Source organism: uncultured Granulicatella sp., assembly GCF_963528315.1.
GTDB lineage: Bacteria > Bacillota > Bacilli > Lactobacillales > Aerococcaceae > Granulicatella.
In genome coordinates, this window is sequence record NZ_CAURVV010000027.1 from 1 (window position 1) to 20,247 (window position 20,247).

The following is a 20,247-nucleotide window of genomic DNA, read 5'->3' on the forward strand; positions in this document are numbered from 1 at the left end:
GGAAAATATGATTTAACAAAAATGAGAGAACGTGAGATTCCTTATTTAAGACGTTATGTAGGAGTTGTGTTCCAAGATTTTAAATTATTACCTCGTTTAACTGTATATGAAAATGTTGCTTATGCAATGGAAGTAATTGAAAAAGCACCAAAAGAAATTCAACGAAAAGTTGAAGAAGTATTAACATTAGTAAACTTGAAGCATCGTATGACGATGTTCCCTGATCAATTATCTGGTGGAGAACAACAACGTGTTGCAATTGCAAGGGCGATTGTAAATAATCCTGCTGTGTTAATTGCTGACGAACCAACAGGAAACTTAGATCCAGATACTTCTATGGAAATTATGGATATTTTAGAAAGAATTAATCAACAAGGGACAACCATTGTAATGGCGACTCATAATAGCCAAATCGTAAATGAAAAGAAACATCGTGTGTTGGCAATTGAAATGGGACGCATTGTCCGTGACCAAGAGGAAGGGGAGTACGGATATGAAGATTAGAACAATGTGGCGTCATATTCGTGATGCGGTTAAAAGCTTATTTAGAAATGGTTGGTCTACATTTGGAGCGATTTCTGCAGTATCAATGGTGCTATTATTAGTAGGGATTTTTGTCTCATTACTATTTAACATGAATAAAATTGCGACAGATGTAGAGCAAGATGTCAATGTACGTGTATATATTGATTTAGCCGCTGATGAAACAAAAACAGAAGAGTTAAAAGCAGCTATTCAAGCATTGAATGCTGTCGATACTGTTAAATTCCGTTCAAAAGATGAAGAATTAGATGATATTACGAAGAGTGTTGCGCAAGAATTTGAATTATTTAAAAATGATAGCAACCCTTTAAGAAATGCTTTTGATGTAAGTACAAAAAATCCAAAACAAACGAAGGAAGTAGCAACGACCATTGAGAAAATGGATTATGTAGCTCGTGTGAACTATGGTGGGGCGAAAGCTGATACGTTATTTAAAGTTATTTCAACATCTCGTAATGTTGGAATTGGTGTTATCGCAGTATTATTAATTATTGCTCTATTTTTAATTTCAAATACGATTCGTGCAACGATTCATGCTCGTAGAACCGAAATTGAAATTATGCAATTAGTTGGAGCAACTAAAGCTTATATTCGTTGGCCATTTTTCTTAGAAGGTGGTTTCATTGGATTAATTGGTTCAATTGTACCCATTGCTGTATTATGGGGCTTATATTTATGGGTGTATAAAGGCGGAAGTGATTTTTTTGCAGGATCTAACTTTAGCTTATTATCACCAAATCCTTTCTTATATCGTTTATCTTTAGCGATGGCTGGGGTTGGAGTGTTAATTGGATCATTTGGTTCAATTTTCTCAATGCGTCGTTTCTTGAAAAAATAATAAAGATAAATGCAAGGAAAATCATTTGCAAGTATGGTTAAACAATGGTAGACTATATGGCATAGAATAAAAGCAATGCACAAGAGGAGTAATACGAATTTTAGTTGATAGAGAGAGAAGGGTTGGTGAAACTTCTTAACGAATTTGTATGAAGGTAGCTTGTAAGTTGGCTAGGGGAATCATAGTAACTTAGCTCGGAGTAGACTTCGTTAACAACGTTAAAGGCATCAGTCATGATGCGAATATTAGGTGGTACCACGAAAATAATCGTCCTATGAAGTGAATCTTCATAGGATTTTTTTATTGTATCAAAATGATTTCATTAAGGAGGAAAAAGAATGGCAAAAGAAATGTCACCAAAGTTTCAACCGCAAGAAGTTGAAGCAGGAAAATATCAATGGTGGGTTGAATCGGGAGTCTTCCATCCAAACGAAGATCCAAATGCAGAACCTTATTCAATCGTTATTCCACCACCAAATGTAACAGGTAAATTACACTTAGGACATGCGTGGGACGTTACATTACAAGATATGATTATTCGTCAAAAACGTATGCAAGGGTACGATACATTATGGTTACCAGGTATGGACCATGCCGGAATTGCGACTCAAGCAAAAGTAGAAGAAAAATTACGTGGAGAAGGTTTATCTCGTTATGACCTTGGACGTGAAAAATTCTTAGAACAAACATGGGAATGGAAAGAAGAATATGCAAGCCATATCCGTGAACAATGGGCAAAAATGGGGATTTCAGTTGACTATCGTCGTGAACGTTTCACATTAGACCAAGGTTTATCAGATGCTGTTAAAAAAGTATTCGTAACATTATATGAAAAAGGTTTAATTTACCGTGGAGAATACATTATTAACTGGGATCCAAAAGCAAAAACTTCATTATCAGATATCGAAGTAATCCATAAAGATGTAGAAGGTGCTTTCTACCATATGAATTATCCATTATCGGATGGAAGTGGTGTATTAGAAATTGCAACAACTCGTCCAGAAACTTTACTTGGAGATACTGCTGTTGCGGTTCACCCTGAAGATGAACGTTACCAAGCCTTAATTGGAAAAACAGTTATCTTACCATTAGTTGGAAAAGAAATTCCAATTATTGCAGATGAGTACGTTGAACAAGATTTTGGAACAGGGGTTGTAAAAATTACTCCTGCCCATGATCCAAATGACTTTGAAGTTGGTAATCGTCATAATTTACCACGTATCAATGTTATGAACGATGATGCAACAATGAATGAATTAGCTGGAAAATACGAAGGAATGGATCGTTTTGCAGCTCGTAAAGCAATCGTGAAAGATTTAGAAGAAGCAGGACTTCTTGTAAAAATTGAAAAACATGTTCATAGTGTGGGACATTCTGAACGTACAGATGTTGTTGTTGAACCTCGTTTATCAAAACAATGGTTTGTTAAAATGGGGCCTTTAGCTGAACAAGCGATTCAAGCACAACGTGCAGAAGAAGAGAATACAGTTAACTTCTACCCACCACGTTTTAATGATGCTTACTTACGTTGGATGGAAAACATTCACGACTGGGTAATTTCTCGTCAATTATGGTGGGGACATCAAATTCCAGCATGGTATCATAATGAAACTGGTGAAGTATATGTTGGAATGGAAGCTCCAGCAGATGCTGAAAACTGGACACAAGATGTGGATGTATTAGATACATGGTTCTCATCTGCATTATGGCCATTTTCAACAATGGGTTGGCCTGATGTTGAAACTAGTGACTATAAACGTTACTATCCAACAAGTACACTTGTAACAGGTTATGATATTTTAACATTCTGGGTAAGCCGTATGATGTTCCAAGGGTTAGAATTTACTGGTAAACGTCCATTTAAAAATGTATTAATCCACGGATTAATTCGTGATAGCCAAGGACGTAAAATGAGTAAATCTCTTGGTAATGGTGTGGATCCAATGGAAGTCATTGAACAATACGGAGCAGATGCCTTACGTTGGTTCTTAGCTAATGGTTCAGCACCTGGACAAGACGTTCGTTATTCGACAGATAAAATGGATGCTGCATGGAACTTTATCAATAAAATCTGGAATGCTAGTCGTTATGCGTTAATGAATATTGGCGACTTAACAGTGGATCAATTAGATATTACTGGTGAGAAAACATTAGCAGACAAATGGATTTTAACTCGCTTAAATCAAGTGATTGCTAAAGTAACAGAATTATTCGAGAAATTTGAATTTGGTGAAGCTGGTCGTCTATTGTATCGCTTTATTTGGGATGATTTCTGTGACTGGTATATTGAAATGTCTAAAGAAACATTAGCAGGAAATGATGAAGCTGCTAAATTAACAACTCGTAGCATTTTAGTATATGTATTAGATCAAACATTACGTTTATTACATCCAATTATGCCATTCGTAACAGAAGAAATTTGGCAATCAGTTCCTCATATTGGAGATTCATTAGTAGTGGCTTCATATCCAGTCGTACAAGAAAGTCAAATGGATGAAGCAGCAGCAGAAAAAATGGAATTTTTAATGGACTTTATTCGTTCCGTTCGTACAAGCAGAAATGAAATGAATACACCATTATCAAAACCAATTGCGATTATTGCAAAAACTTCAAGTGCGGATATTCAAGCCATTTTATCAGAAAATGAAAGCTATATTGCTCGTTTCTGTAATCCTGAATCATTTGAATATGGTTTAGAAGTTGAAGCACCAAGTCATGCTGTCACAAGTGTGATTAGTGGAGCTGAAATCTACTTACCATTAGCAGGATTAATTAATATTGATGATGAAATTGCTCGTTTAGAAAAAGAAGCGGCTAAACTACAAGATGAAGTGAATCGTGTAGAGAAAAAATTATCAAATGAAAAATTCGTTGCTAAAGCACCAGAAGCTGTTGTAGAAGCAGAACGTGCAAAAGGAAAAGAATATGCTGACCAACGTCAAGCAGTTCTAGAACGTATCGCAACATTAAAAACATTAGCATAATAGTGTAAAAAGAATACTAAGACAAATCGGGTATTCGATAAATCCTGTTGGTGAGAAATCACTAGCAGGATTTTTTGGTTTGTTAAGATTATTATGCCTTGCAAGTTGAAGAGGGAATTTGTATGATGAAAATGAAAGAAGGGGAGTTCATGCAAACAGTTAGAGAGTGGATCTTAGATCGAATGAAATATAAACGAAAATATGGATTAGACAGAATGAGAGTATTAATGTCTCTTCTTGGAAATCCTCAAGAAGACTATCCCATTATTCATGTAACGGGAACAAATGGAAAAGGTTCTACAATTGCGATGTTATCGTCCTTATTTGTTCATCACGGGCAGAAGGTAGGAGCATTTGTTTCCCCTCATTTAATCGATTATACGGATCGGTTTTTAATCAATGGTAATGTAATGCCCGAAGAAGATTTTGAAATGGTTGGAAATCTCGTTCAACAAGCAGAAGCAAAATTGATAGACGAATATGAACCATTAAGTTTTTTTGAAATCATGACAGCTATGGCGTTAGTGCATTTTTCTAGAAAAAAAGTGGAAGTCGCTTTATTAGAAGTCGGGATTGGTGGATTATTAGATACAACGAATATTGTCGATTCAACGATGAGCGTGATTACATCGATTGGGATGGATCATGAAGAAATGTTAGGAAATACTATCGAAGAAATTGCCATTCAAAAAACGGGGATTTTCAAACAAAACCAAGCAGTTGTATTAGGAAATTTACCAACAGAAGCTTTGAAAGTAGCTGAAGAAGTTGGAAAAGCTTATAACTGTGACTTACATACGTTCGAACGAGAGTTTAAAATCGAACCGCTTGAAGATGGGTTAGTATTTACAAATGCCGATACTCAAATTCACATTCCTTATTTGAATTTAAAAGGGAAGTATCAATTAGAAAATGCTGCAGTAGCATTAGAATGCTTTTTACGATTTGAAAAGAAATTCCAACTGCCAATTGAACTATCTGCCATTCAAGAAAGTTTCCAAACGGTTACTTGGCCAGGAAGAATGGAAGTAGTGCATCAAAGCCCTACAGTAATATTAGATGGAGCTCATAATATTCATGCATTAAAACGATTTGTTGAAACGGTGAAACAATATGGAGAACTGGAAGCTCAACATACGATTTTATTTTCTGCTTTAAAGAGAAAACACTATATAGAAATGGTCGATTATTTACGAAAAGAGTTACCTGAAGCTCGTTTAGTAGTAACAACATTTGAGTATGCAGGTGCAATTGAAAAAACAGACTACCCTTCTAGTGAGATTGAATTTGTAGAGAATGCTCAACAATTTATCGAGAATTACATTAACAAAACGTCAGACCAAGAAATACTTTGGATTACAGGTTCTCTTTATTTTATTTCTTTTGTGAGAAAAATTTTTATAAAATAAATATTTTTAAGCCTTTTTTGCATATATATAAGTTGAAAGAACTATTGCAAAAGGGGGAAATAAAATGGAAATGGATCAACAATTATTAGAATTACCATTAGAATCTATGCCAAGGGAGCGATTAGAAAAATTAGGAGCTAAAAGTTTAGAAACTTATGAATTATTAGCAATTTTGCTTCGGACAGGATCCAGAGAATTAAATGTATTGCAATTAGCGAAAGTTGTGTTGAATACATTTGAAGATTTATTTACATTAAAAATGGCAACAGTAGAAGAATTAATGGCGATTCATGGAATTGGACGAACAAAAGCTATTGAATTAAAAGCTGCAATGGAATTAGGAATTCGATTAGGAACAGCGAAGCAAACAAAATTAGGACATATTACAAGCTCGCAAAAAGCAGGAGAATGTATTATGGAAGAATTGAAAGATTTATACCAAGAACATTTAATTGCATTATTTTTAAATTCGAAAAATGAAGTCATTAAGAAAAAAATTATTTTTCGAGGAGGACTGAATCAAGCAGTCGTTCATCCAAGAGGAATTTTTAGAGAAGCGGTTCGTTTTTCTGCAGCAAGAATCATTATCGGGCATAATCATCCAAGTGGAAATGTTACGCCTTCTCAAGCGGATATTGACTTTACAAGACGATTATCGGAATGTGGAGAAATGATGGGGATTGAATTGTTAGATCATTTTATTGTGGGGGATCATACCTATTGTTCTTTAAAGGAAGAGGGGTATTTCTGAAGAGGGATATTTAATTTGAAATTCTTAGATTTAAAAGGTTAAAGTTTTATCAAAAAAGTCAAATTAAAATTTACTACTTACATAAGATAGATTTCATTTATTTTTACTATTGTGATAATTTCTATAATACTTCCCACAATAGTTAACAAGTTTTGCTACACTTTATGTGGGAGGATTGGATAATGAAAGTTGAGAGGTATATTAAGAAATTATTAGGTATAGTTAGTGAAGTTCAGAATATTAAGTGTTCAAAAACTAATCTTGAAAAACATTTAATTAAAAGAAACCATATAGATGCTTTAAAATATTTTGATAAGATAGAAGAAATTATAAATAATCCAGATTATGTAGGAATGAATCCAAATGAAAAATCTGAGAGTATAGAGTATGTAAAGATTTTTGAAGATAATGTTTTAGTAGCATTAAAAATTCATGGTTCTAAGGATTTTTATTATATACCTAGTATGTATACAATAACAGATTATAAATTGCAATCCCGATTATTTAGTGGGAGACTGAAAAAAGTTGACAATAAAAATAATAAGCCGTAAAATACAGATAACAAGTATTATTCTTTGAGGGCAGAAAGGGTTCCTGCCGCACCTTATTAGGTACCTGAGATGCTGGATACACCGACCAGCCAAGGAATAATCGCAAATCTGTTGAAGAGTCAAGTTCACTTGGCTCTTTTTATATTTTCTGAAGGTGTTTTGGTAAAATGTGAGTGCCTTGTCAGTTTATAGTGCATTTGATATACTAGTGTATGAACTATGAAAGAAGTATCTAGAAAAGATAGTTCTAGTTGGAGGATTGTTTATGAAAATTATAGTCGTTTATGGAGGCAAAAGTGCTGAACATGATATTTCAATTTTAACGGCTTTTTCAATTATTAAAGAAATCTATTTTGATTATTATGAAGTTCAACCAGTCTATATTAATCAAAAAGGAGAATGGCTGAAAGGTGAACCATTAACAGGGCCTGTAGCTTTTTCTGAAGCATTAAGATTAGAAGCAAGTCAAGAAGCTCACTTTGCAACAAGTGAAGGAGAAGTTTCGACAGGTGTACTTGTAACTCCTTATGATTTAAAAGAAGAGGAATGTGTTGTTTTCCCAGTATTACATGGACCAAATGGGGAAGATGGAACGATTCAAGGATTGTTTGAAATGATGGATGTTCCTTATGTTGGATGTGGCGTATTGGCAAGCGCTTGTGGAATGGATAAAATTACAAGTAAACAATTATTCCAACAAGCAGGATTACCACAATTACCATATGTTCCGTTTAATAAAACTCAATGGAAACAAAATCCTGAAAGTATTTATAATAAAATTGAAGGTACATTAATTTACCCAGTATTTGTTAAACCAGCCAATATGGGATCAAGTGTAGGAATTTCAAAAGCGGAAAATCGTGATGAATTAACGAATGCAATTGTTGAGGCATTGAAATATGACCGTCGAATTGTCGTAGAACAAGGGATTGAAGCAAGAGAAATTGAATGTGCGGTTCTTGGAAATGACGAAGCGAACACTTCTGTTGTAGGGGAAATTGTTAAGACAAGTGGTTTTTATGACTACAATGAAAAATATATTAACAATACCGTAACATTAGAAATTCCAGCGCAAATTTCTGATGAAGTTTCTGCAAAAGTAAGAGAATATTCTGCAAAAGCATTCCGTGCCATTGATGGTAGTGGTTTAACAAGATGTGATTTCTTCTTAACGGAGACAAATGATATTTATATTAATGAAGTAAATACTTTACCAGGATTTACTCAATTTAGTATGTATCCACTTCTATGGGAGAAAACAGGGATTTCTTACAAAGATTTAGTTGAAGAATTAATTCAATTAGCTTTAAAACGTTATAAAGATCGACAAAATGGATAAAAAAGGCGCCTCACCGAGGCGCTTTTTGTGAGAGAGGAAGTAAAAACATGGCAATCGGAACAGTTGCACAAATTGTAAAAGCTGTGAAAGCAATCGATTATCAAACAGATTATCGATTTGATGTTATTGAATCAGTTTCATTTGATACAAGAAAATTAACGAAAAATAGTTTGTTTATTCCGTTAAAAGGACAAACAGATGGACATGATTACATTGAACAAGCAATCGAAAAAGGCGCAAAAGCTGTTTTCTGGGGAAGACAAGACCAAACTCCGCCAGAAGGAATTTGTGCGATTTGGGTGGATGATCCACTAGAAGCTTTCCAAGAATTAGCGAAATGGTATTTAGAAAAAGTTCACCCAAATGTTATCGGCATTACAGGGAGTTCAGGAAAAACGACAACAAAAGATATGACAGCTGCAGTACTTTCTAGTCGTTATCGTGTTTATAAAACACAAGGGAATTTTAATAATGATATTGGATTACCTCAAACGATTTTAGATATGCCAGAAGATACAGAACAATTAGTATTAGAAATGGGTATGAGTGATTTTGGTGAAATTGAATTTCTAAGCAAACTAGCAAAACCTTCTGTAGCAGTGATTACCTTAATTGGGGAATCCCATATGGAAAATTTAGGTAGCCGACAAGGAATTGCTAAAGCAAAATTAGAAATCTTAAAAGGATTACATGAAAAAGGAAGTATCATCTTCCCAGCAAATGAGCCTTTATTAGAACAAGAATTAGAAGAAATGAATGCAGAAGAACACTTTAAGGTTTTACCGTTCGGAGAAGGGGCTAATAGCGTAATTCAGGCTGAAAATATTCAATTATTTGAAGACCATACTATTTTTGACTTAGTGAAACCTGCCAAACATTCTGTTCAACTACCTGTATTAGGAGCATATAATGTCAATAATGCGCTAGCTGCTCTTCAAGTAGGATTAGAATGTGGGGTACCATTAGAACAAGCGATTGAAGCGATTCAACAGTTTGAATTAACAAAAAATCGTACGCAGTGGGTAGATGGCATTCATGGTTCGAAAATTTTAAATGATGCTTATAATGCAAGTCCGATTGCGATGAAATCTGTCATTCAATCTTTTACATCAGTAGCTTCTAATGGACGTAAAATTGTTGTATTAGGAGATATTCGTGAATTAGGAGAACAGTCAAAAGCATTACACGCAAGTATTTCTGAAGTAATGTTCCCAGAGAACATTCAAGAAGTGTATTTATATGGAGAAGAAATGAGTGCTTTATATGAAGCATTAAAATCTCGTTTTGCAGTATCTCACTTACATTATGTTGAAAGTGATAAAGCAGCATTGATTCAATTATTAAAAGAAGAATTACAACAAAATGACCAAGTGTTAGTGAAATCAAGTAATGGTACAGGATTATTAGCAGTTGTAGAAGCATTAAAAGAAGCATAGTTATGTTTTGATCAGTATTTCATTTGTGAAATCAAAGGGCTTTTCTTTGCAATCTAGCTTTGAACATGCTATAGTACTTGGAGAGTTGAGAAGTTTACACAAATGTAATGATATATATCATGAAGATTGAACAAGTAATATTGTATAATCTCGTAATGTTCAGAAGTCTGGAGCTCAAGGTGTTCCAGACTTTTATTGTGAAGGTAAAATACCTCGTGTGCTTCTCTTCAGCAGTACAAGGAGGAAAATATGAAATTTAATGAATTAGGCTTAGATTCAGCCTTATTAGAATCAATTGAAAAAATGGGGTTTGAGGAAGCAACACCGATCCAATCACAAACAATTCCATTAGCCTTAGCAGGTAAAGACGTGATTGGTCAAGCGCAAACAGGTACAGGAAAAACAGCTTCTTTTGGATTACCAATGCTTCAAAAAATTAATCTTCGTAATCGTAAAGTACAAGGATTAGTCATTGCTCCAACACGTGAGTTAGCGATTCAAACACAAGAAGAATTATATCGCTTAGGAAAAGATAAAAAAATTCATGTACAAGCTGTTTATGGTGGAGCAGATATTGGTCGTCAAATTCGCCAATTAAAAGAGCAACCACATATCGTAGTAGGAACACCTGGACGTTTATTAGACCACATTTCTAGAAAAACACTTCGCTTAGACAATATTGAAACATTAGTATTAGATGAAGCGGATGAAATGTTAAACATGGGATTTTTAGATGATATCGAATCAATTATTAAATTAGTCCCAGAAAACCGCCAAACTTTATTATTCTCTGCTACAATGCCAGATGATATTAAACGAATTGGAGTTCAGTTTATGAAAGAACCTGAACATGTTCGTATTAAATCAAGTGAGATGACAGCGACATTAATTGATCAATATTTTGTAAAATGTAAAGATTTTGAAAAATTTGATATTATGACTCGCTTATTAGACGTTCAAACACCAGAATTAACGATTGTATTCGGTCGTACAAAACGTCGTGTTGATGAATTAGCACGTGGACTTGAAATGCGTGGTTATCGTGCAGAAGGAATTCATGGAGATTTAAGTCAACAAAAACGTATGAGCGTTTTACGTGATTTTAAAAATAATCATTTAGATATTTTAGTAGCAACAGACGTAGCTGCACGTGGATTAGATATTTCAGGTGTAACGCATGTTTATAACTATGATATTCCACAAGATCCAGAAAGTTATGTTCACCGTATTGGACGTACAGGACGTGCGGGACAAGAAGGAATGTCCGTTACTTTTGTAACACCAAATGAAATGGATTATTTACGTGTCATTGAAGATTTAACTCGTAAGAGAATGACTGCATTACGTCCACCAACTCAAATGGAAGCATTAGAAGGACAAATGAAATCTGCCATTGAGCAAATTGATGAAAAAATGAAATCAGTAGATACTCGTCGTTTCAAAGAAGCTATTTCGTATTTATTAGATGAATATGAAGCAGATGAATTAGCAGCATTATTAGTGAGTGGAATGATTAAAGATCCAACAGAAATTCCTGTGAAAATCACTCCAGAACGTCCATTACCAAGCCGTAAACGTGGCAATAGTCGTGGAAACTACAACCGTAGCGATCGTAAAGATAATCGTGGACGTAATGGTAAAGGAAGCTTCAAACGTAAAGAAGACCGCCGTGGTCGTGGTTTAGATGAAGAATATACTCGTGGATATAAGGGTAAAGATTCTCGCCGTAGAAATCATAAAAAGAAATCTGACAAAGGATTTACAATCCGTCAAAAATAATCAATAAGAAGACGACTCCGGTCGTCTTTTTTAGTGGAGAAATTTACTAAAGATTAGTAAAAAATTCTGACAAATGCGATTTCATTTGATACAATAAGAGATACATTATGTTTTTAAAGGGAGTATTGAAATGGCGATTATTGGTGTCGGAATGGATGCAATTGAATTATCAAGAATTGAAAAAATTGTAGTACAAGATTCCTCCTTCATTCAACGAGTGTTAACTCCAAAGGAATATGCTGTGTATGAAACTTTAGGAATCAAAAGAAAAGTAGAATATTTAGCAGGAAGATTTGCCGCTAAAGAAGCATATTCTAAAGCGTTAGGCACTGGAATAGGGAAAACTGTGTCTTTTCAAGAGATTGAAATTCTAAATGCTGAAAATGGACAACCTCTATTAACTGCTCCGCACCATTATCAAAAACATATCAGTATCACGCATACAAACCATGATGCGTATGCTGTCGTTATATTAGAAGAGACTCCCAAAATATAGAAGAAGGAAAGTGAAGATATGTTTCCTGCAATTCATAGGAATACACGTGTAATCGTTCATTTAAATGCAATTAAACAAAATATTAAAGCTGTTAAAGATCATTATCCCAATACAGATATTTTTGCCGTAGTAAAGGCAAATGCTTATGGACATGGAATGATAGAAGTGGCTAAAGCAGCTCATGAAGAAGGCGTTGCGGGATTTTGTGTCGCATTATTAGATGAAGCGATTCAATTAAGACAACAAGGTTTCCAAGAACCGATTCTGATATTAGGAATTAGCCGATTAGAAGATGTACCAATCCTCTGTGACTATCGTATATCTACTACAGTGAGTTCTTTAGATTGGTTAGAAAAAGCTCAGACTCTAATTCCAGATGGAAAGCAACTGATTGTGCATCTAGCAATTGATACAGGAATGGGAAGAATTGGAGTTCGAACATCAGAGCAAGTTCAAGAGATAGAACAATTTATAAGAGAGTATGATACGCAATTTATTTTTGAAGGTATTTTTACTCATTTTGCGACTGCTGATGAAGCAGATACGAGTCAGTTTGAACACCAATTGATAGCTTTCAACGAGTGTGTAGAAGCTTTAGAACAACGTCCAACTTATGTTCATTGTTCAAATTCAGCTGCAGCTATTTGGCATGAAGGATTAACAACAAATGTCATTCGCTGGGGGATTGGCTTGTATGGATTAAATCCTTCTAATGGAGGGTTAAGACTTCCTGATACATTACAATTAGAAGAAGCATTAACTTGGGAAACAGAGATTGTTTATGTAAAACAATTACATGCAGGGGATACGATTAGTTATGGTGCTACCTATACTTGTAGTGATGATGAATGGATTGCTACATTACCAATAGGATATGCTGATGGCTATCTTCGTGCCTATTCTCCTGGTGAAGTGATTGTTTCTGGAGTTAGATGTCCGATTGTTGGACGAGTATGTATGGATCAATGTATGATTCGTCTTCCTTATGAAATGCCTGTTGGTACAAAGGTAACTCTATTAGGAAAAAATGGCAATGAGTGCATTACTGTAGAAGAATTATCTCATAGAAGCCATACGATTTCATATGAATCACTTTGTTTGATTAGCGATCGTGTGCCAAGAAGTTATAAATGATGATTAGGAGAAAGATAAATGGTAAAAAGAGGAGAAGTATATTTAGCGGACTTATCTCCTGTAGTAGGAAGTGAACAGGGAGGAAAACGTCCCGTTCTAATTGTTCAAAATGATGTTGGGAATCATTTTAGTACGACGGTAATTGTCGCTGCTATTACGGCAAAACATGAAAAAGCCAATTTACCAACGCATATTGAAATTCAAAAAGATCAATTTCAATTTAGCAGGGAATCTACTGTATTATTAGAACAAGTTCGTACCATTGATAAAGTGCGATTAATTGAAAAAATAACAGAAGTTGATGATGCCTTTATGGAAAAAGTAAATGAAGGACTCAGAATTAGTTTTGGAATTTAAAGGAATGAGACTGGACAAAAAGTCTCAAAAAAAGAAGAAAGCACGTCCTGATTTTGCGAAAATAAAAATCAAGACGTGCTTTTCTATTAAATTTTGTAAAAAAATTGAATTTAAATGACACTGTTCAGTTAAATCAGTAAAACAAAGAGGGATAAACCACCCTTGATTCATATTATTTAATATATATTTCATTAATCTTTGCAGATTCATCCCTAAAAATAGCAGACCAAAGAATGAAGGTGAAATTCCTCAATATTACGTAACAGGTAGCTATGAAGCTATTATTCCAGTAGCAACCTTCAATAGAGTTCAGAGGTTAATTGAGCAAAGAGCAACATGTGTCGGAAGACCTTCCTATATGAGTATCTATTCTAGTAAGATAAAATGTGGATGTTGCGGAGGATGGTATGGATCAAAAGTATGGCATTCGAATAGTAAATATCGTCAAGTTATCTGGCAGTGTAATAATAAGTTTCAAGAAAAATGCACCACTCCAAATCTTACTGAAGAGGAGATACAGGATTTATTCGTGAAAGCAGCGAATCAATTGGTTCGAATGAAAAAAGAAATCATCTAAAATCATCAAGAAATGATGGAAGTAATCTTTGATACTTCTACCTTAAAGAAAGAACAAGAACGAGAGTTGTTGACGGGATTTGATGAGCAGGTATGGAGAGGTTTAGTGGATTTTTTAATTGTATATAAAAATGGGAAAGTGGAAATTCAATTCTTAGATGGTTATATAAAGGCTATAAATAAAAATGATTGTATGGTATAGATGCTTTAATTTTTATAAAAATACTAGTATTAATTGTTATAATGTGAAAAAAATATTGATTTATTTTCGAAATCGGAATAAGGAAATTGATACAATAGAATACAAAGAAAGCCCTGTAATTACCTGTTTCCAACGATTTTCAACTGTCTACAGGTACAAAGGAAAAGTTGTAAGAACAGATGTTTTTATAGAGACGCCTTTGATTTATAAAACGCTAAATATTAGAATAGTTGAGTATATGATTAAGTTTATAAAATGAATGTGAATAAAGTAACAAACAAAAAGGATGTTATATAAATTAATAATTAAACTTAAGAATGTTGTTTTTTATACAATTATCAACCTTTTTTTTGACTGTTGACAATAGTCTGAATCTAATGTAAAATGAAATAGCAGTGAAGATTGTGAATAATAATTCAAGCTAGCGGAATTATTAATTAGAATTCACTGACTAAAATAAGGAGGAAAGAAGTATGCGTTTCTATAAAGTCGAAAAAACTGAAGCACTTGAAAACGGTTGGGCTTGGGTCGGTCTAGGATTGGGACTCATAGTTGGGGGTATTTTTTGTTGTTAATTCTGTAAATTATTTTCATAAGGAGAATTCATCATGGAAATTACTAAAGTTGAAAAATTTGAAGTGTTAGAAGATAGTTCAGCTTGGCAATTTATTTCGGGATTTGCTATAGGTTTAGGGATTGTAGCATTCTTTGGTTGCTAGAAATGTTCATAGAACATTAATTAAGATAAATTCTGTAATCCTTATTTTTGATTATTTATTGAGATTACAGAATTTTTTTAGTTATTAGCATAACATCATATTAAAAAAACAAGGAATAGTGAATATGTATATTAATTACAGTTTGAATCAAATAGGTAATAACTATATTGTTTATAACAAAGTTGATAAAAATCATTATGAAATCGGATATGTAGATTATAAAATTTTACAATATTTTCAAAAAGGTTTATCTAAGGAGGATATTTGTAAAAAGCTCTCAATTGATAAAGATGAGTTCGAAAAGAATAAGATGCAATTGTTTGAGATGGGCTTTCTGTCGGATGTTCCTCTGAAGAAAAAATTGAAAGTAAAGTGGAATAAAATTTACCTTTTTCGAATTGACACAAGAAGATTTAAAAGAAGTTTACTGACTGTTTTTCTAGAACGCATGCTAATTGTTATGAGTTTATTCTCTTTAACATACTTTTTCTATTTAATCGTTTTTAATAGAATTAATTTGGAACACTTACTAGTATTCGATAATACAAACCTATTGGAAATAACTCTCTCTCTTATAGTTGTGCAAATACTAACAGTAGTAATTCATGAGTTTTTTCATTTAATATTTACAATCAATAGAGGGGCAAATGTTCCAGAGATAGGTGTGATGTTATATTTCTTATCGCCTTCAGGGTTTTCTGACTTAACGCAAATTAATTTTTTTAAGAAAAAAAGCTCAAAAATAATTTGCTTATTAGCTGGTTTGTTATTTAATTTTACTTTATTAACATTTTCTATTTTGATGCTCAGTTTTTTTGATTTACCAATATTTAAATTCATTTTAATCAGTAATCTAGTAGCAATAGTCATAAATTTAGGTTTTTATATAAAATTAGATGGATATTATATTTTGCAAATATTGCTGGAAGAAAACTATTTGAGGGAAAAATCAATAGATTCGATAAAGAAACTAACAACCAAACAACCAAAAATGGAGGATATTGTGTATTATATTATTGGATTTTGTTCAATTGCATACGTTCCTATTCTTTTGATAAATATATTAATAAGTTTTTGGAGGAGTTTTGGATGACATACTACTTGAATCCTTATGTTATTATTGTAAAGCGCGGAAATAGTTGTTTCTATCAGTTTGATAACAGTTTATATTATCTTACCTTAAAAGAGTATGAAATGTTGATAAACTTAAGTGAGAATCAGAACAAATTTTCACAAGAGAGGTTAAATATTTTTGTAGAAACTAAATTATTAATCAATTGTGATTATGATTATTTCTCTAATAAAGTTGATTATGTTAATAGAGGTTGGTTTGAGATGAGTTCATTTCAAGAGTGTGATTTTTCGAAAATCAGCCAGTCAAGGATATTAATATTAGGTTGTGGAGGTACTGGGACTCATGTTGCTTGGAACCTAGCAGCTTTAGGGATTAGAAATTTTGTCCTTATTGATGATGATAAAGTTGAATTGAGTAATCTGAATAGGCAGTTATTATATGATCTTAATGATATAGGCACGTATAAAGTTGATGCCTTAGAAAAAAAACTTAAAGATAGGTTTTCGGGTATTGAAATCTCTACATACAAAAAAAGAATTTATGATGGTTCAGATTTCGAAGACTTAATAGATTTTGAAAATATAAATGTTGTAGTAAAAGGTATTGACACACCATTAGATAGTATGTATAAGCTTGGAGAGTATTTCTATAAAAAAAATATTATGTATGTAAGTGGAGGAACAGTTGGTACTAGTATATTTTTGGGGCCAACCTTTGCTCCCACTTTGAATAATGGATTTAGACAAACTAAAGAATATGTTTCTAATTCAGAAATGGAATTAACAAAAAGAGTATCTGGTAAAGCAGTCTCAATCCCACTATTATTTAGTTATATTGGTAGTGAGCTGACAAAGGAAATAATTTTTTTATTAACTAATAATGAAAGTAAAGTATTGTATAACGATAAAATAGTTATTAAAGATATATTTGATAATACGACTTTTAAACAGAATAATTTACACAATTTAGTGAGTATTTTTTCTTCTATTATGGTAATATTATCTATACTTAATGGCGATGCACTTATGATAGTACCTGCAGTATTGTTATTATTTATTTTTCAGATTTACTCTAGTCAATCTCAAAAGACTATCTTTATAACCTATTTATTAATTTCATTAATATTGGGTGTTTTGGGATTGTTCAAACAAGGCTATTTTTTAACGAATGATTTACAAACATTAGTCATGATTATTTTTACTCTGCTTAGTTATGTATGTTATTTTAGTGTTATTCTAATGTTGCTAAAGTTTGCAGTAACAGAAGTTTTAAAAAAAATAAATTTTTGGAGGGATTTATAGTATGACTGATATTGATTTACTATATTATGAACTTAAAAAAACTAAAATTAAATTTAATGTTGCCCGTGTAGTCACTTTGGTACTTGTATTCGTCCCATTTATCATAGGATATATAAATAGGGATATGATGTGGCTTTGGATATCTGTTTTAATTCTAATTCTCATGATTGCTTTTGTCGGAATTCCAATTTTAAGAAATATTAGCAAACTGAAAAAAGAACTAAAGGATGCAGAGGAGGATCTCAATCATGTCAAAGATTATTAAGTTCTACCCTTTAACATTAGCACTAGGTTTATTATTTTTGAATTTTGATATTTTTGAAAAGTTTATATTTTTAAGATTCCTTGGAAGAGGGCTTATTATATTATCAATATTATTATTTTTCATGAAATATTCACCTCGTAAAAACGAAAGGAAGCAACATGATAGAACTTAGAGATATTAATAAATATTATGGAAAAAAACATATTTTAAAAAATATAAACATAAGAATTAAAAAAGGACGGCCTCTTGCGATAGTTGGACATAATGGTGCTGGAAAAAGTACAATAATTAAAATAATACTTTCTATATTGAATGTTGAAGAGGGTGAAGTAATTTTATCTGAAGATATTAGAACAGTAGGTTATTTGCCTGAAGAAAGAGGAGTATATAGGAATGAAACGGTCCAAACTCATCTCAAATATTTTTCAGAACTCTCTGGGATTCATCTTAGTAACAAAGAACTAGATGATTATCTAGCTAAGTTCGAAATATTAACATATAAAAAGTTTAAACTCAAGGATTTGTCCAAAGGAAATGCTCAGAAATTGCAATTGGCTCTTTGTTTTTTAGGAAATCCTGATTTATTAATTTTAGATGAACCGTTCAGTGGTTTAGATCCTCTAAATCGAAAAGTTCTTTCTAATATGTTAAAGAAAGATAGCTCTAGTAGATATACGATTTTTAGTAGTCATCAGATGGAAGAGATTGAAAGGTATTGTTCAGATATTTTGATAATAAATAAGGGTGAAATACGATATTTTGGAAGTATTTCCGATTTGAAAGAATTGTATCAATCCCAAAAAAAATTGAAAATTACCTATATTGATGATTTCAATAAGAGAATTGAAAAAGAAATAATGATTGAAGTTGGTCTAGATAAATGGTTGGTTGATAATGGAGTGACCAATGTAGTTGCTATGTCTTATTGCTTTCCAAGTCTTGAAGAAATCTATTTTGATATTATGAAAGGATGATATAGGTATGAATAGGTTTTGGATAGTTACAAAATTTAATGTAAAGTTTTTATTTAGTAATTGGATGTCAAGAATTTTCATCTTTTTAATTACAGGCTTGATTTTATTAACAAGCTTATATTACAAGGATCAAATATCTCAGAATGAAAAAAAAGATGTCGTTACAGTTTCTGTCAATGATACTCAAATTGAACATTTTCTAGAAGGTTATGATGAACAAATAAAGATTGTAACTAGAGATGCTGACATTGAGATTCTGAAAAAATCAGAATCAAATTATCAAGTTAATATTAAAAAAGAAAATATTAAAGAAGCATCTATTAATTTTGTATATGGTGTTTTAGATTCAGCCCTTAACCCTAAAAAGTATTTAATTGAAATTACCAAAGATTATAAAGAAACTAATAGTTTGTTTGGTATTATAATTTCATTTCTAATATATATATCACTTCTTTTTATTGGAAATATAGTTATAACCTCTGTTTCCCTAGAAAAAACTTCTAAAATGTTAGACCTTATAAGCTATAAAGTGAGTGCGTTAACATTAGTGTATGGAAAGTGTATTTCTATTCTAATTTATATTCTTTCATTAGGGCTAATATGTATTGGTGAATTATTTATTTTGGATTATTTTCACATTGTTGAGTTAAAGTCGTTAGTTAAGGATCTCAATATAGCTAATTTGTCAAGTATTGAATGGGGAGGGATAGCTTTTGCTTTATTAGTAGCATTACTTGTATTTATGCAACTTTATATTGTTACAGCATTGTTCATTGTAGACTCCTCTCAACTTCAATTATCACAACTTCCGATGACTTTGTTGACTTTTTCTTGTTATAGTATTAATTTAATTTCTTTAATGGATGACAAATATAACTATTTAGTAGATTATACTCAATTTATTCCATTTTCATTTCCATTTGGAGTACTATTAAAAATATTTGTTTTTGATAATTTAACCAATACATTTTTATTTACAGGGATATGTATATCAATTTGTTTTGTTTTGATAACATTTTGGATCATAAAACAATATTTATTACCTAAGAAATTGGTTTAGAGAATTGAGTCTACGATAAAATTTTGAAAACTAGAAAACTGATATTGGTAATTGTAGAGGCTGAGACAAAATAGTTCTTAGTCACAAAAAAACTAGAGATTCCCAACGATGGAAGTCTAGCTTTTTTGGAAGAAAATGAGCACATAAAGGTTCAGATAGAAGATAAGGGAATTGGACTTTCTCCTGAAGCACAACGACATATCTTTGAACAATTTTACCAAGTGGAGCAGTCACATGTTCAAGAGGGAAATGGATTGGGACTTGCGATTGTTCAATCCATTGTACATCGTCTACAAGGAGAAATTTCAGTAGAAAGCGAACTAGGAAAAGGAAGCGTATTTGAAATTCTATTACCAAAAGAAGCTGAATCATTGTAAAAGTTAAGCTCAACGAATCCCTGAGGATGAAGTGACCCCAAAAAGTTAGACTTTTTTTGAGACGACATAAGTCGTCTCTTT

The 20,247-nt window shown here is 32.4% G+C and carries 21 protein-coding genes and 1 other annotated feature; all 21 genes read left to right on the forward strand.

What is annotated here, in order from left to right; all coding sequences use genetic code 11:
- A partial coding sequence (locus RYK07_RS06300; RefSeq protein ID WP_314852976.1) for an ATP-binding cassette domain-containing protein occupies nt 1–504 on the forward strand: 504 nt, incomplete at its 5' end.
- On the forward strand, nt 494–1,381 hold the full coding sequence (ftsX, locus tag RYK07_RS06305; protein WP_314852977.1) for a permease-like cell division protein FtsX: 888 nt from the start codon (nt 494–496) through the stop codon (nt 1,379–1,381). The genes RYK07_RS06300 and ftsX, both read left to right, overlap by 11 nt.
- 66 nt (nt 1,382–1,447) lie before the next feature.
- Nucleotides 1,448–1,659: a binding site (T-box leader), on the forward strand.
- Between the two features lie 60 nt (nt 1,660–1,719).
- Nucleotides 1,720–4,365, forward strand: coding sequence for a valine--tRNA ligase (locus RYK07_RS06310; RefSeq protein WP_314852979.1), 2,646 nt, complete (start codon nt 1,720–1,722; stop codon nt 4,363–4,365).
- Between the two features lie 122 nt (nt 4,366–4,487).
- Complete coding sequence (locus RYK07_RS06315; protein WP_314852981.1) at nt 4,488–5,774, forward strand: folylpolyglutamate synthase/dihydrofolate synthase family protein; 1,287 nt, start codon at nt 4,488–4,490, stop codon at nt 5,772–5,774.
- Nucleotides 5,775–5,838: 64 nt separating this feature from the next.
- Nucleotides 5,839–6,525: a DNA repair protein RadC gene (gene radC / locus RYK07_RS06320; protein ID WP_314852983.1), complete on the forward strand. Its 687-nt coding sequence runs from the start codon at nt 5,839–5,841 to the stop codon at nt 6,523–6,525.
- 182 nt (nt 6,526–6,707) lie between these two features.
- On the forward strand, nt 6,708–7,076 hold the full coding sequence (locus RYK07_RS06325; RefSeq protein ID WP_314852984.1) for a PBECR2 nuclease fold domain-containing protein: 369 nt from the start codon (nt 6,708–6,710) through the stop codon (nt 7,074–7,076).
- A gap of 265 nt (nt 7,077–7,341) precedes the next feature.
- Nucleotides 7,342–8,415, forward strand: a complete 1,074-nt coding sequence (locus RYK07_RS06330) for a D-alanine--D-alanine ligase (protein ID WP_314852986.1) — start codon at nt 7,342–7,344, stop codon at nt 8,413–8,415.
- A gap of 47 nt (nt 8,416–8,462) precedes the next feature.
- The gene (gene murF / locus RYK07_RS06335; RefSeq protein ID WP_314852987.1) at nt 8,463–9,851 is read left to right on the forward strand and encodes a UDP-N-acetylmuramoyl-tripeptide--D-alanyl-D-alanine ligase; all 1,389 of its coding nucleotides are present in this window, start codon (nt 8,463–8,465) and stop codon (nt 9,849–9,851) included.
- Nucleotides 9,852–10,100: 249 nt separating this feature from the next.
- Nucleotides 10,101–11,630: a DEAD/DEAH box helicase gene (locus RYK07_RS06340; protein ID WP_314852988.1), complete on the forward strand. Its 1,530-nt coding sequence runs from the start codon at nt 10,101–10,103 to the stop codon at nt 11,628–11,630.
- Nucleotides 11,631–11,760: 130 nt separating this feature from the next.
- The gene (gene acpS, locus RYK07_RS06345) at nt 11,761–12,126 is read left to right on the forward strand and encodes a holo-ACP synthase (protein WP_314852989.1); all 366 of its coding nucleotides are present in this window, start codon (nt 11,761–11,763) and stop codon (nt 12,124–12,126) included.
- An 18-nt stretch (nt 12,127–12,144) separates the two neighbouring features.
- Nucleotides 12,145–13,260: an alanine racemase gene (gene alr / locus RYK07_RS06350; RefSeq protein ID WP_314852990.1), complete on the forward strand. Its 1,116-nt coding sequence runs from the start codon at nt 12,145–12,147 to the stop codon at nt 13,258–13,260.
- Nucleotides 13,261–13,278: 18 nt separating this feature from the next.
- Nucleotides 13,279–13,617: a type II toxin-antitoxin system PemK/MazF family toxin gene (locus RYK07_RS06355; RefSeq protein ID WP_006703557.1), complete on the forward strand. Its 339-nt coding sequence runs from the start codon at nt 13,279–13,281 to the stop codon at nt 13,615–13,617.
- 358 nt (nt 13,618–13,975) lie between these two features.
- Entirely contained in the window at nt 13,976–14,194 is a 219-nt protein-coding gene (locus RYK07_RS06360; RefSeq protein WP_314852991.1) for a zinc ribbon domain-containing protein, read from the forward strand.
- 12 nt (nt 14,195–14,206) lie between these two features.
- On the forward strand, nt 14,207–14,395 hold the full coding sequence (locus tag RYK07_RS06365) for a hypothetical protein (protein ID WP_314852993.1): 189 nt from the start codon (nt 14,207–14,209) through the stop codon (nt 14,393–14,395).
- A gap of 843 nt (nt 14,396–15,238) precedes the next feature.
- Entirely contained in the window at nt 15,239–16,207 is a 969-nt protein-coding gene (locus RYK07_RS06370) for a hypothetical protein (RefSeq protein WP_314852994.1), read from the forward strand.
- Nucleotides 16,204–17,490 (forward strand): ThiF family adenylyltransferase, encoded by a 1,287-nt coding sequence (locus RYK07_RS06375; RefSeq protein WP_314852995.1) that lies wholly within the window; start codon nt 16,204–16,206, stop codon nt 17,488–17,490. The genes RYK07_RS06370 and RYK07_RS06375 overlap by 4 nt, the downstream gene beginning before the upstream one ends.
- Before the next feature lies 1 nt (nt 17,491).
- A complete protein-coding gene (locus RYK07_RS06380) occupies nt 17,492–17,755 on the forward strand; it encodes a hypothetical protein (protein ID WP_314852996.1) in 264 nt (87 codons plus the stop codon).
- A complete protein-coding gene (locus tag RYK07_RS06385; protein ID WP_314852998.1) occupies nt 17,739–17,927 on the forward strand; it encodes a hypothetical protein in 189 nt (62 codons plus the stop codon). The genes RYK07_RS06380 and RYK07_RS06385 overlap by 17 nt, the downstream gene beginning before the upstream one ends.
- Complete coding sequence (locus tag RYK07_RS06390) at nt 17,914–18,729, forward strand: ATP-binding cassette domain-containing protein (protein ID WP_314852999.1); 816 nt, start codon at nt 17,914–17,916, stop codon at nt 18,727–18,729. Before RYK07_RS06385 ends, RYK07_RS06390 begins: the two co-directional genes overlap by 14 nt.
- 7 nt (nt 18,730–18,736) lie before the next feature.
- Complete coding sequence (locus tag RYK07_RS06395) at nt 18,737–19,789, forward strand: ABC transporter permease (protein WP_314853001.1); 1,053 nt, start codon at nt 18,737–18,739, stop codon at nt 19,787–19,789.
- 125 nt (nt 19,790–19,914) lie between these two features.
- Nucleotides 19,915–20,166 (forward strand): sensor histidine kinase, encoded by a 252-nt coding sequence (locus RYK07_RS06400; RefSeq protein ID WP_314853002.1) that lies wholly within the window; start codon nt 19,915–19,917, stop codon nt 20,164–20,166.
- Nucleotides 20,167–20,247: the final 81 nt, after the last annotated feature.